Genomic DNA, 13,242 nt, shown 5'->3' with positions numbered 1-13,242 from the left:
TATTATATTCTGGGTGGGGTTAAGCGCCAGCGCAACCCAACAAATCAGTCAAAGTTTTGAGTCTATAAAATCTTAATGCATGACTTTTGAATTTTGACTTTTAACTTCCGTGAAACGGTTTGTTGAAGTGCTGTTTCAATAATTTGTTTTTGCCCAGGGCGAAATGAATCATAACCAAAGTAATTTTTTAAGTGTTTTTCTAAAGATGGTGGATTAAATTTTGTTTGGTTTTGCACCGACATAAGCTATAATTAATTTAATAATTTATTATATTGTAGGTTGGGTTAAGCCCTAGCGCAACCCAACAAATCAGTTATCAGTTATCAGTCAAAGTTTTGAGCCTATAAAATCTTAATGCATGACTTTTGAATTTTAACTTCCCTAAAACGGTACAATGCCTGCAAAAGATATTTTTCATCAGCTTGTTAGAACTGCTCTTGAGAATCAGGGTTGGATAATTACTCACCGAATAATTAAGGCTTGAAGGCTCTCCTTTAAAGGAGAAACAAGAAAAAAATTTCCTTTTAGTCAATCCTCTTCTTTTCAAGGAGAGGTAATTATTAATTATTAATTATTAATTTTAGAACTGCTCTTGAGAATCAGGGTTGGATAATTACTCACCGAATAATTAAGGCTTGAAGGCTCTCCTTTAAAGGAGAAACAAGAAAAAAATTTCCTTTTAGTCAATCCTCTTCTTTTCAAGGAGAGGTAATTATTAATTATTAATTATTAATTTTAGAACTGCTCTTGAGAATCAGGGTTGGATAATTACTCACCGAATAATTAAGGCTTGAAGGCTCTCCTTTAAAGGAGAAACAAGAAAAAAATTTCCTTTTAGTCAATCCTCTCCTTGAAAAGAAGAGGTAATTATTAATTATTAATTATTAATTATTAATTATTGAAGACCCCTATCGTATTGATTTAGGATTTGTTGATTTTTATATAGATTTAGGTGCAGAAAAGTTAATTGCTGCAACAAAAAATGGTGAAAAAATTGCTGTTGAAATTAAAACTTTTTTGGCAGCTTCAACAATTTATGAGTTCACACTGCGATTGGAAAATTCATAAATTATCGTATTGCTTTGGAAGAACAAGAAGCAGAAAGACGATTTTATTTAGCAGTTCCTTTAGATATTTATAAGCGGTTTTTCAAGTATCCATTTATTCAAACTGTAATTCATCGTAACCAAATTCCCTTAATTATTTATGATGTTGAAAAGGAGGCGATCGCTCAATGGATAAATTAGATTTATATCGTCAATTAATTCAGAAATTACTAACAGCAAGGGCTAAGTTACGTTCTCCTAATGACCCAATCAAAAGTCAAACTGTTTTTGACCACGAAGGAGACCACTATCAACTTGTTAATTTAGGGTGGAAAAATAACAGTACCAGAATTTATGGTTGTGCTATTCATGTCGATATTATTGATGGAAAAATCTGGGTACAACATGATGGGACTGAAGAAGCGATCGCCGATCAATTAATAGAAAAAGGAGTTCCAGCACAAGATATTGTTTTGGCATATCACCCACCTAATCTGAGGAAATATACAGAATTTGCCCAAAATTAACTATTATTGTAAAGCGGATGATATGGCTCTCTAAGGATTGAAATCCTTGGCTAATAGTTTAAGTCATCTTAAGATGACTCTTGAGGAGTATGCCATCTTTTTCATCTTTTTATAATTTGACTTTTGAATTGAAAGTTTTGAACCGATCAAATCTTACTTTTAACTTTTGACTTTTGACTTTTGACTTTTAACTTTTCAGGGGTTGCGAGAATTTAACCAACTCTCCAAATCTTCTAGACTGTTGAAATCTAACAAATCTTCTCCTAAACTTTCCAACTCTTCAACAGCTAAATCTTCAATTTGATTATTTATTGAAGTGGGAATATCTTTAAATCTTTTTTTCAGTAAACGCATAACAAAAGCGATCGCTTCAGATAGACGTCCTTCAACTTTTCCCCTAGCTTCTCCTTCTTGTTCTGCATAAGCTATTTGTCCTCTTTGATCCTGCAATGCTATGGCCCGACGCTCAACCATTTCTAACTCTTCTGGTGTCATGTTAATTTTATTAGCAATGTTTAAAGCTTGTTCAATTTCTGCAACTACTCCCAAATTCTCTGGAATATAATCTAAGCGAGCAGCTTCTTTAAGAAAGAAAATCCACTTCTCTGTCAAAGTTTCTAACTCGGCCAAAGTTTTTTTAAACTTCGGTAACTCCACAAATATTAGTCGCAATTCTACATCGGGATATTTCCAGTTTTTATCTTCATGTTTAAACACAAAAGAATTAATTACATCTACTACTTTTTTATCTTTAAAGAAAATAAAATCTGTAATTGTTACCGCTATTGCCGGACGTAGTAGAAGATAATCATCTCCTGTTTTTAACTGGTTGCCATAACCTTTAATTAAATTGTACATGACTCGCTTACTAAAACCAGTCATCGATGCTACTTGCATTTCAATAACTACAACCGAACCATCAAATAAAACAGCTTTTATATCTAAATAGGTATCCTTTAAACTGATTACTTGACCCTGATTAAAAGGGTTAATAATCCTTAAAGACTCAATTGTTTTTTCTCCATTATAAATTATGGCATTTAGGAAACTGATTAAAATTTCTGTGCTTTCCTCGGAACCAAATATTTTTTTAAAAGCATAATCAACCTTGGGACTAACAAAATCCATAGTGATTTTTCCCTTAAGAACATTTGAATTATTAAAAATATTATAGCAATTTCCAAAAAGCGTGAGGTACAAAATTCCTTGTCATATTTGACAATCATAATAGTTTCTGAGACACAATAATTATTATAAAATTAACAACTAGAAGTATCTATGAAACGATAAATTATAGTTAATGTTACCCAAGACAAGCAGTTAAAAATTCCTGCGGAAATTCAAAGCCAACTTACTCCAGGCGATCGCTTTAACGAAGTCAGAAGTCAGAAGTCAGAAGCGGTGCGACCCCGCGACGACGCCAGTCGCAAGGGAATGCGCACCAAGAGAGTTAGAAGTTATTTTTGTAACGGGGATGCGTGAGCAACTCTCCAAAAATATTGCGCCTTAAAAGGCGGGGTTTTAGACCCATATTATTTAGATAAAATTACAATGACAGAAGATAGCTTAGTTTTTCAGAAGATTAAAAAGGGTTTTGACTGGGATGAATGGGGGCGACGAGTTGAAGCAACTAACCCCGATCCTAACCAATTAATAACAGCATAAATTTGCGAAATTGTGCAGGAAGTACGTTATCAAAACAGTTTAAAAAATGACTAAAAATTGTGAAATTGGAGTTGGCACTTGGTAACAGCTTCTCTAGCATTAGCATTAGACCAATTTAATTTATGCTAAAGTAGTTAAAGTTCAAATTACTATGTCATAAAAGATAAAATAATGAAATTTTTTTTCAAAAAGATTGTTTCCCAAATTCTCCAAAATGATATTGGTTGGAGAATACTTTATAATACTGTAGTTAGGGCTTCGGAATTTATTAAGTCTGAAAGGATTATTTTACAAGAACCAAACTGTAAACAGGTTGTTAATCATAAAGATAAAGTTTTATCAATATCTCCTGATTTAATCGTTAAACACGGTCCTTTTAAAGGGATGAAATATCCTGACCAGAAATCAGTTGGTAGTGCTTTAATCCCTAAAATTGTAGGTTCATATGAATCAGAACTTCATCAGATTATAGGCAAAATATTTCAATAATTGATAATTGATAATTGATAATTGATAATTGATAATTGATAATTACCTCTCCCTAAAAACGGATAGGATTGAATAAAAGGAAAAAATTTATTTTTTTCCCCTTGAAAGGGGAGGATTTTTACCTGAATTATTGAATTATTGAATTATTGAATTATTAATTCTTCGGTAACACGGATTATAGTGAAATAGTTGATATAGGGTGTGCAGAAGGATATTATGCAGTTGGTTTAGCAATGCGAATACCTACTGCTAGAGTCTTTGCATATGATATAAAAGGTCAAGCAATAGATTTATGTAGACAAATGGCTCAAATTAACAATGTAGCTGATAGAGTAATTACTGGATCTTTCTGTGATATCAATACCCTTAAAAGTATTCCATTTACAAAAAAAGCTCTGATTATTAGTGATTGTGAGGGCTATGAAAAACAACTATTTACACAACAAGATGTTTCCTTCTTCGCGAACTTTGATTTATTAATTGAAATACATGATTTTATTGATCCTAGTATTTCCTCTACATTGCGAAAATTCTTTTCTGATACTCATTCGATCACTGTTATTGAAAGTATAAGCCATGTTATCAAAGCAAATTGTTCTTACTGTTATGAGGAATTACAAGATTACGGATTACTCGATCGCAGACGACTATTATCAGAAGGACGTCCAACAATTATGAAATGGTTTTATCTCAAACCAAGTCTGTAACTTTTTCATCAAAAACTAATAAATTTACAAGATTTTGTTTTAATAAAATCTTACCGATAAATTATGGGTATGTGCCTCCCCTTTTAAAGGCATAAAAAAAAGATAATTCCGTATTTCAAGCCTCCTTATTACAGAGGTACTGATAACTGAAATGATTAGCTAATAGCTGATAGCTAACCGCTGAATGCTTAGATGAATAAATTAAATCCAGGTCAAACATCTTCTCCAGATAAAGAGACAGGTAAAGTTAATATTTCCACAGATTTTTGAGGGCGATAAATTTCTACAGTTTTATCTTGAGGATTAATTAACCATCCTAATCTCAAACCACAATCTAAATATTCTTTCATTTTTTCTTGTAGAGGTTTTAATCTATTCCTGCGGAATGCTGCGCAAACGCTAGGAGAGCGTAATTCAATCACAAAATCAGGACAAATAGGCGGAAACTTTTTCCTTTCATCGACAGTTAAAGCTTCCCATTTTTCTCGTTTTACCCATGAGACATCAGGAGAGCGACTACCACCACCAGGTAAATTAAATATTGTTGAGGAGCTAAATACAAATCCTAACTGAGTTTTTCGATTCCAAATAATAACATCAGCAATTAAATTAGCCTCTTGATTACCACTTTCTCCACCTACAGGCGAGATAATAATCAATTCTCCATTACGACTAAGTTCTAATGGTACGTCTGGATTAACTTGACAGAGTTGATAAAAATCTTCTTTTGTTAATGTAATTAATGGTGTTAAATCTAAAACAGTTCTCATAGTCAATTATTATCAATTTTGTTCTATTTTAGGTGTATTTTAGGTGGTTATTTAAGCAACACCATAGCCTGTATAAGGACGCTTATAAGGTGGATGTAGCCCTAATACAATATCCTCTTTATCAACGCCCATTTCTATTAATTCTTGACCAACATCACTCTCCGTTGCATTTTGCTGAAGCAAAATTTTTCCATATTTAATATCAAAATGTAAAACGGTATAATAAATTCGTTCTAAATCTTTCCAACCTACTCGCATAAATTGATAATGATTTCGTATTGGGTCAAAAAATAGTTGATTTTCTACCTCTTTATTTTCAGTTTGAAATTGAGCATACTTTTCTAACAAAATTTCAATGCAGGAACGATAACTTTCTAACTTATCCATTGAATAATTTCCTCCGTTTTGGGTTTGTAAATAATAAGTTTAAGTTGATAAGGCTTAATTACCACCTGAGCTAAACGACTCTGAAAAAAAGTTTGATAAGCTTCAACAGGAACTGCTAGATAAAGCAACCTTTCTGGGTCATTCACTTCTAGCATAATGCGGTAGTTCAAAAACTGGCCTAAAGCAGTATGAAAACTACTGATAGCAGATATACTGACAAAGCTTTTAATTTCCACAGCAATTTTTTCGTTGCCTCTATTAGCAGCAATTAATCTTTCCGCACCTAAATTAATCTTAACTATAACTTCTTCCCATTCTAATTCTAGTGGCTCTTTGGTAATAATCAATTGGTCTTTCTCTAAAGCTCGTTTTACGGCTTCATGGAAAATATCTTTTGCTGCCATTTTTTCTATTTTTAATTCAAAAGCAAATTTGTTCAATAGGAGTCGAACAACAAGTTTATTAATAGTTATTTAACCCAAAAATCGTGGTCTAAAGCTCCCCCTTTTAAGGGAAAAAAAAGAGAATTCCGTATTTTCTTGCCTCCTTATTGCAGAGGTACTGATAACTGATAACTGATAACTGATAACTGAAATGACCAACAGTCTCTAATTTGATTTTTATGATAATAAATATTTTGCTCGTTACCCATTACCTTTTCCCTCGTAACACTTTTCCACAAAATTTAAATAACGTTTTTGAAATACTTCTGGAGAAAATTTATAGGCGTGCTTTCTAATAATTTCTGCCTGAAAATATGCCTGAGAATTTTCAAATTTTTCTACCGCCTCAACTAAAGCTTTTTCTGTTTGTTCGGGAAATAATAAACCTGTTGCTGAATCTGGATATTTTCTCATATCTAAAACTGTTTCAGTCGCTCCACCAACCCCATAAGCAATAACTGGCGTACCACAAGCTTGTGCCTCTACTAAAGCCATCCCAAAATCTTCACAAGCAGCATAAATAAAACCTTTTGCTTCTGACATATATTGAGCAACTACTTCTTCAGGTTGCCAACCCATAATTTTGACATTAGATTTAGCAAGATGACGTAATTTATTTAATTCTTCACCCGTACCAATAACTATTAAATCTCGTCCTAACTGATTAAAAGCTTTGACAATTAAAGATATTTTTTTGTAACTCACTAATCTACAAACTGTCAGATAAAAATCTTGTTTCTGAGATTGAAAAGGAAACTTTTCCACATTTACTGGCGGATAAATTACTTCTGCTTCACGTCGATAACAACGCCAAATTCTGCGGGCGGTATGTTGAGAATTAGCAATAAAATAGTCTACTCGGTTAGCAGAAATTACATCCCATTCCCTGAGTCTATGTAAAAGATATCTAGTAAAAATACCAGGGATACCTTTACCTAATTTACTACTATTTAGATAGTCAAAAGTTAAATCCCAAGCATAACGCATAGGAGTATGACAATAACAAATATGCAGTTGATAGGGTGTAGTAATAACAGCTTTAGCCACTGCATGAGAGGAAGATAAAATTACATCATATTCTCGCAAGTCTAATTGTTCAATTGCTATTGGTAATAGAGGTAAATATTTTTGTACTCCGTTACGAGCTAAAGGCAAATGTTGTAAAAATGTTTTGCCTATTTTACGTTGATAAAGATAACTTTCAGGATTGCTAGATTCAAAATCAATTAAAGCATATAAATCGGCATTAATATGCTGGATAATTTCTTTAACAACCAGTTCTGAACCACCAGTTGCTTTAGGTGTTAACCATTCATGAACAAGAGCATATTTTATTTCCACAGTATATTTTTAACTATTTAACTATTTAAGGATTGAACAATTGTAGGAATAGTTTAACAATTAATAATTAATAATTAATAATTAATAATTAGGGTTTGCTGAAAAAGTCTTATGGGTGAGGGTAGGAGACAGGAGATAGGAGACAGGAGACATGAGAAAAGGGAATTTAGAGGAGGTAGGAGCTAAGTTTTGTCCCTTGATTTTTCTGCCCAACTATGAGCCTAAAATACGCTCCTTTTTGAGCGTGAAGAGCTGAAAACCAGACACTTTTTCAAGGCATCAAAAAGGCTAAAACCTTTATCTGTAAATACTTTTAGATTTAATCAGCAAGCCCTAATTATATCTTCTTTTCAAGGAGAGGATTGACTAATGGGACTTACACAAAATAAACATAAAATAGACTCAAATTATAGATGGGCAGAGGCTTTCACGTCAAAAAGGCATAAATCCTGAATAAGCACGGGTTCTAGCCATTTTTCAGGCTTTAACGTAATTCCCTTGTCTAGACTGACTTTGACGCATTTTTCCTATCAAAAAATGTCTAAGTACCACTAAAAGGAAAATTTTTTCTCTCTTGGTCTATTGGATATGGTGAGGGGACTTCGCCATCCCTCGACCGCTTGTTTCTACTTTAAAGAAGAGGCTTTAAACCCTAATTATTCGGTAAGATAAGGAGCAGGATAGGGAACAAACAAAAAATATTTATCCCGTTAACTATACAACATTAATTTAGAATTTACTGTACAATTTTTTTGGTTATTTTATTCTTCCTTATTCCTTCTTTTTCTCTCCTGAATCCTGACTCCTCCGTAGTTATTTATAAGTATTTAACCAGACATAATATTACTTCTTCCCTCTTCCCTCTTCCTTCTTCCTTCTTCCTTCTTAGTTAGAAGCTAATTTATCTGCCCAACGAGTTGTTTCAGGCAACCGATATTTAGTAGTACATTTCAACACATAATTTATGGCAGTTTTTAAGCTAATTCTATGACCAGTTGAAACATAAATTGGCTTAACTCCAGTACGAGTTCTCACAACTGCACCAATCACTTCTTCTTCGTCTATTATTGGTTGCCAATTACCCCTTTCTAAACCAACAGAATTATGTTGACCAATATAGTGAGATTTAGCTACACCAATACTAGGAATATTAACCAAAATTCCTAAATGACAAGCTATACCAAATCTACGAGGATGAATCAATCCTTGACCGTCACAAAGCAATAATTCAGGAGTAATATTTAGCTTTTCTAAAGCATCTAAAATAGCAGGTATCTCTCGAAAAGATAATAACCCAGGAACATAAGAAAAAGAAGTAGGACGTCTAACTATAGACTGTTCTAATAATTCCAATTGTGGAAAACTTAAAACTGCTACTGCTGCTTGAGTAATCTTATCTGAATCACTATAACCAACATCAATACCAGCTACATATTTAATAGTTCCAAATTGGTCTTCAGTTATTACTTGATGACGAAGTTTTTGTTGCAGAGCGATCGCTGTTTCTACATCAGTAGGAAAAGGAAACTTTTGGTCTATTTTCATAATATATATAGAGGTTAATAATTCAGCTACAGCAATTTCCAAAATTATGAAGTAGAGTTGACGGGGTAAATATTTTTTACTTGTTTCCTATGCTGCTCCTCATATTACCGAATAACTAAGGTAAAAAGCCTCTCCATTAAAGGAGAAACAAGAAAATTTTTTCCTTTTAGTCAATCCTATCCACTTTCAAGGATAGGTAATTATTAATTATTAATTATTAATTATTAATTATTAATTATTAATTATTAAACTATTGCCTGACTTCTGCAAGAAGTCTTACTTAAGAAGATTTACTATCTCTTCTTCCCAACTCATAAACACCGCAGATTACACAAACAATTATCCCAATACTAATTGACCAACTTTTATCTAAACCAACTTCTACACCCCAATTGCACAAACTTCCTACAATTAAAAAAGGCACAATACTAAAAATAGAAGCATAAAAAGCATTCTGAGACTCTCTTGCTTTACGGGTCTTTTCAAATTCTTTCTCAGATGTATACAACGCTCTTTCTGCAAAATTAAACCAACGATTAAGTTGTAACGTCACCCACTCACTCAGAGGGGAAAAACCCCAATATAAGGCCAAAGACCAGAGAGATGCACCTGCGATCGCTGTGGCATCAATGGCCAATCTAAAGGGAAAAATTTCTTCAAGTATCATTTTTTTTAATCTTATATTTTATTTTTAGGCAAAATATTAAATCCTTGGATTATAGCAAATTTCAGTGATGATTATATTTTAAGTATTCAATTAAACATTGACATGAAATTAGTGGTACTGATATCAAATCCGTTTAATTGGACATAAAAAAATTCTTCAATCGTCATAAATACGCTCATTTTTGTGATTCTCTCTCTTCCTGACTCGATCCTCCTGTACGTCGCCAATCCGACGAGTCCCCTACCTGAGTCCTCCTTACTTAAGCAATCTATAACTGTTTAACCGGATTTGATATTACACATTTTCTGGTTAAAAAATGCCTATTTGCGTAGCATTCCGTAGGAAAAGTCTATATATAATAAGGCAATTACGTCAATGCCCTAAAAATGGCTGTAACCCTTGCTTGCGAAGGAATTATACCTTTTTGATGTGAAACTCTCTACCTGTAATATATTTAGGACTATTTTATGACTCTACGACCGTGTAAGTTCCATTAGATAATTGGTATTATCTGTCGCGACTCGAGTAGAAAAATCACCTAAATTAGGATTTTATCTAGAACAAGTTAATAGAATTTTTAAATCAACATAATAATAGTTTATATCTCAAGGTTCTCAGCTTTTATATCACCCAATCAGGCGATGAAAAAATAACTATACGGGTGAAGTTTAGCTCTGGATTATATCTTATATTGAAAATGTTTAAAAAGACAATGATCGACTCAAACATGATTACTAAATATCTCAGAACTAATACTTAATCAACTTGAATAAATAGTCGAAGTATAATTTACATATCAAGATAAATATACATATAAACATCTAGAATAATATAATAATGTAATGAAAAATCATGATTTTGAGTCGGAATATAATCTCAAACTTATTGTTGCAGGAATTGCATCTAAAATTGGTGAAGAATTTTTTCAGGCTTGTGCTCAATATCTGGCTCAAGTTTTGCAAATAAAATATGGATTTATTACAGAATGTCTAGACAGCGATCGACCAGAAGTTAGGGTATTAGCTTTTTGGTCAGGAGACAGATTTATACCTAACTTTCAATACTATCTAGAAGGAACTCCCTGTAGTAACGTTTATGAAACAGGTCTGCAAATTTATCACGATTCAATTCAACAACTTTTCCCAGAAGATCAAGATTTATTAACTTTGCAAGCTGAAAGTTATTTAGGGATTTCTATTGTAGATAGTCATGGAAAAAATATCGGTCATATTGCAGGCTTAGATACTAAACCTTTAAAACACAATGATGAACAACAAACATCTATCTTAAAAATATTTGCCGCTCGCTCTGCAGCTGAAATTGAGCGTCAATTAGCTGAAAAAGCTTTAAAACAACAAAATACTTATTTACAAGAAACTCTGGAAAAATTGAAAAAAACTCAAGCTCAACTTATTCAGGCAGAAAAAATGTCTAGTTTGGGAGAAATGGTTGCCGGAGTTGCTCATGAGATTAATAATCCTGTAACCTTTATTGTGGGTAATTTAAATCACATTGATGACTATACGAAAGATTTATTAGATTTAGCTAATATTTTGCATCAAAATTATTCAAATTTACCTGATGAAGTTACAAACAAAATTAAAGAAATTGAATTGGATTATATTGAGGAAGATTTACCCAAGTTATTAGATTCAATGGAAGGAGGGGCAAACCGTATTAGTAAAATTGTTAAATCATTGCAAGTTTTCTCCCGCTTAGATAGAGCAAAAGTAATACCTGTAGATATTCATGTAATTATTGACAGTATCTTACTAATTATTCAATCCCGTTTACAAAATCCATTGTTTCATATTACAGTCATTCAAGATTATGGCGATCTACCTCTAGTTAATTGTTATCCTAATGCATTAAAGCAAGCAATAATGAACATTATGAATAATGCTATTGATGCGCTAGAAATAAAATTTTCTCAGAATAAATTTGGAGAAGAACAACCAAAAATTTCTATCAGAACAGAAAAATTAGAAAATGATTGGCTCGGGATTTATATTTCTGATAATGGTTTAGGTATAACAGAGGAAAATTGCTCTAAAATATTCGACCCCTTTTTTACAACTAAACCAGTCAGTCAAGGCACAGGTTTAGGACTATCAATCAGTTATCAAATTATTGTTGAACAACATGAAGGGAGAATAAAATGCATTTCTTCTGCTGAAAAAGGAGCGGAATTTGTTATTGAAATACCAACTTGAAATGTTTTGATAAGGAAGAAGGAAGAGGGAAGAAGGAAGAAGGGAAAATTTTGTGTTGCCTGAGTTTAGAGCTTTTGATGTGCCTGCTCCCTTTTCTTAGACTTCTATACCAATAGAAACTACTAAAAATGATTGGGCATTGACATCCTCCCCGGCCTAAAGGCGCGGGGATTCCTACTTAGCCGTAGCTCTTCGGCGGGTTGACGCTTCACAGGGTGCTGCTTCCTTGGCGGTAGTCTGATGCTTCCCTCCACGTCCGTTTAGAGTTTCCGAGTGCCCCCCGGCAACTAATAACAGTTTAGCATATATCCAATTCACTTGCAAATCAAATAAAAAGTCGCCCTACAAGGGCGAGGCTTTAAACCCAATTTTTCGGTAAATTGCTCAGACCTCTAAATTTACTCAGCAAAAAAGAGTGAGGATTTTCTATTTGAGTCGCTAAAACACTACATATATATAGCACTATAGTTTTTGTTCTCTATATTTAGCGTTAATCTCGAAATTTCTGGGGATAAGTTCATATATTTGCCTATAGACTAATTCTATATTGAGCCAAATGAGTAAAAATGTGTCAGGATTTTGGATTTTCACCATTCAAACACTACATATATATAGCACTATATTTTTTGTTCTCTATATTTAGCGTTAATCTCGAAATTTCTGGGGATAAGTTCATATATTTGCCTATAGACTAATTCTATTTGAGCCAAATGAGTAAAAATGTGTCAGGATTTTGGATTTTCACCATTCAAACACTACATATATATAGCACTATAGTTTTTGTTCTCTATATTTAGCTTTAATCTCGAAATTTCTGGAGATAAGCTCATATATTTGCCTATAGACTAATTCTATATTGAGCCAAATGAGTAAAAAGATGTCAGGATTTTCGATTTTAGAGATTCAAACACTACATATATATAGCACTATAGTTTTTCTTCTCTATATCTAGCGTTAATCTTATAATTCCTGGATATCGGCTCATATATTTGCCTATAGACTAATTCTATATTGAGCCAAATGAGTAAAAAGATGTCAGGATTTTCGATTTTAGAGATTCAAACACCACATATATATAGCACTATAGTTTTTCTTCTCTATATTTAGCGTTAATCTCCGAAATCCCGTTTTGAGAGAAACTACTGAAAATTCTTAGAGACTAAATGACTCAGAGCTCTACATTTATTCAGCAAAAATGAGCCATAATTTTCCATTTTAAGGGTTGAAACACTACATATAGCACTACGTATATTGGCACTTGACATTTCTACATCCTGGAACTCTTTCAAAGTCTATTGTTACCTAGCGCGTAGCGCTATATATATAGCAATATAGTTTTTCTTCTCTATATCTATATAAGCATAAAGATGAAATTAAATAATTAGTATTATCTGTTGTTACTCAAGCAGAAAAATCACCTAAATTAGGCGATGCTAAAATAG

General features: G+C 32.7%; 14 protein-coding genes and 1 pseudogene. 6 read left to right on the top strand and 9 right to left on the bottom strand.

The window, feature by feature from the left end:
• Positions 1-62: 62 nt before the first annotated feature.
• On the bottom strand, positions 63-242 hold the full coding sequence (locus tag F6K23_RS11280; RefSeq protein ID WP_293154814.1) for a hypothetical protein: 180 nt from the start codon (positions 240-242) through the stop codon (positions 63-65).
• Positions 243-394: 152 nt separating this feature from the next.
• Here F6K23_RS11280 and F6K23_RS11275 point away from each other — a divergent pair, with 152 nt between their 5' ends.
• From F6K23_RS11275 to F6K23_RS11260, 3 genes and pseudogenes are all read left to right on the top strand, one after another.
• Entirely contained in the window at positions 395-484 is a 90-nt protein-coding gene (locus F6K23_RS11275) for an element excision factor XisH family protein (RefSeq protein ID WP_293126488.1), read from the top strand.
• 410 nt (positions 485-894) lie between these two features.
• Positions 895-1,247 (top strand): annotated as a pseudogene (locus tag F6K23_RS41745) (element excision factor XisH family protein).
• Positions 1,235-1,573 (top strand): XisI protein, encoded by a 339-nt coding sequence (locus F6K23_RS11260; RefSeq protein WP_293154808.1) that lies wholly within the window; start codon positions 1,235-1,237, stop codon positions 1,571-1,573. The pseudogene F6K23_RS41745 and the gene F6K23_RS11260 overlap by 13 nt, the downstream one beginning before the upstream one ends.
• 195 nt (positions 1,574-1,768) lie before the next feature.
• On the opposite strand, the gene F6K23_RS11255 is transcribed toward F6K23_RS11260, so the two are convergent.
• Positions 1,769-2,701 carry an Rpn family recombination-promoting nuclease/putative transposase gene (locus F6K23_RS11255; RefSeq protein ID WP_287274257.1) on the bottom strand — a complete coding sequence of 311 codons (933 nt, stop codon included), beginning with the start codon at positions 2,699-2,701 and terminating at the stop codon, positions 1,769-1,771.
• A gap of 708 nt (positions 2,702-3,409) precedes the next feature.
• Here F6K23_RS11255 and F6K23_RS11250 point away from each other — a divergent pair.
• Together F6K23_RS11250 and F6K23_RS11245 are read left to right on the top strand one after the other, a co-directional pair.
• Positions 3,410-3,727: a hypothetical protein gene (locus tag F6K23_RS11250; RefSeq protein ID WP_293154803.1), complete on the top strand. Its 318-nt coding sequence runs from the start codon at positions 3,410-3,412 to the stop codon at positions 3,725-3,727.
• Between the two features lie 185 nt (positions 3,728-3,912).
• Entirely contained in the window at positions 3,913-4,434 is a 522-nt protein-coding gene (locus F6K23_RS11245) for a methyltransferase (RefSeq protein WP_293156117.1), read from the top strand.
• 212 nt (positions 4,435-4,646) lie between these two features.
• Here the strand turns inward: F6K23_RS11245 and F6K23_RS11240 are convergent, their stop codons facing one another.
• From F6K23_RS11240 to F6K23_RS11215, 6 genes are all read right to left on the bottom strand, one after another.
• Positions 4,647-5,204: a Uma2 family endonuclease gene (locus F6K23_RS11240; protein ID WP_293154800.1), complete on the bottom strand. Its 558-nt coding sequence runs from the start codon at positions 5,202-5,204 to the stop codon at positions 4,647-4,649.
• A 51-nt stretch (positions 5,205-5,255) separates the two neighbouring features.
• The gene (locus F6K23_RS11235) at positions 5,256-5,591 is read right to left on the bottom strand and encodes a XisI protein (RefSeq protein ID WP_293154797.1); all 336 of its coding nucleotides are present in this window, start codon (positions 5,589-5,591) and stop codon (positions 5,256-5,258) included.
• Entirely contained in the window at positions 5,579-5,995 is a 417-nt protein-coding gene (locus F6K23_RS11230; RefSeq protein ID WP_293154794.1) for a XisH family protein, read from the bottom strand. The genes F6K23_RS11235 and F6K23_RS11230 overlap by 13 nt, the downstream gene beginning before the upstream one ends.
• 240 nt (positions 5,996-6,235) lie before the next feature.
• The gene (locus F6K23_RS11225) at positions 6,236-7,375 is read right to left on the bottom strand and encodes a glycosyltransferase (protein WP_293154791.1); all 1,140 of its coding nucleotides are present in this window, start codon (positions 7,373-7,375) and stop codon (positions 6,236-6,238) included.
• A gap of 885 nt (positions 7,376-8,260) precedes the next feature.
• Positions 8,261-8,920, bottom strand: coding sequence for a deoxyribonuclease V (gene nfi, locus F6K23_RS11220; RefSeq protein WP_293154788.1), 660 nt, complete (start codon positions 8,918-8,920; stop codon positions 8,261-8,263).
• A gap of 280 nt (positions 8,921-9,200) precedes the next feature.
• Complete coding sequence (locus F6K23_RS11215) at positions 9,201-9,584, bottom strand: hypothetical protein (protein WP_293156114.1); 384 nt, start codon at positions 9,582-9,584, stop codon at positions 9,201-9,203.
• 845 nt (positions 9,585-10,429) lie between these two features.
• Between F6K23_RS11215 and F6K23_RS11210 the strand changes: the two genes are divergently transcribed.
• Entirely contained in the window at positions 10,430-11,800 is a 1,371-nt protein-coding gene (locus F6K23_RS11210) for a sensor histidine kinase (protein ID WP_293154785.1), read from the top strand.
• A gap of 174 nt (positions 11,801-11,974) precedes the next feature.
• Here F6K23_RS11210 and F6K23_RS11205 read toward each other — a convergent pair whose 3' ends face one another.
• On the bottom strand, positions 11,975-12,118 hold the full coding sequence (locus F6K23_RS11205; RefSeq protein WP_293154782.1) for a hypothetical protein: 144 nt from the start codon (positions 12,116-12,118) through the stop codon (positions 11,975-11,977).
• Between the last annotated feature and the right edge of the window lie 1,124 nt (positions 12,119-13,242).

Origin of the sequence: Okeania sp. SIO2C9 (genome assembly GCF_010672455.1) — a bacterium.
Classification (GTDB): Bacteria; Cyanobacteriota; Cyanobacteriia; order Cyanobacteriales; family Microcoleaceae; genus Okeania.
The sequence above is the reverse complement of the archived record's forward strand: the minus strand, read 5'-3'. Positions and strand labels throughout refer to the sequence as shown.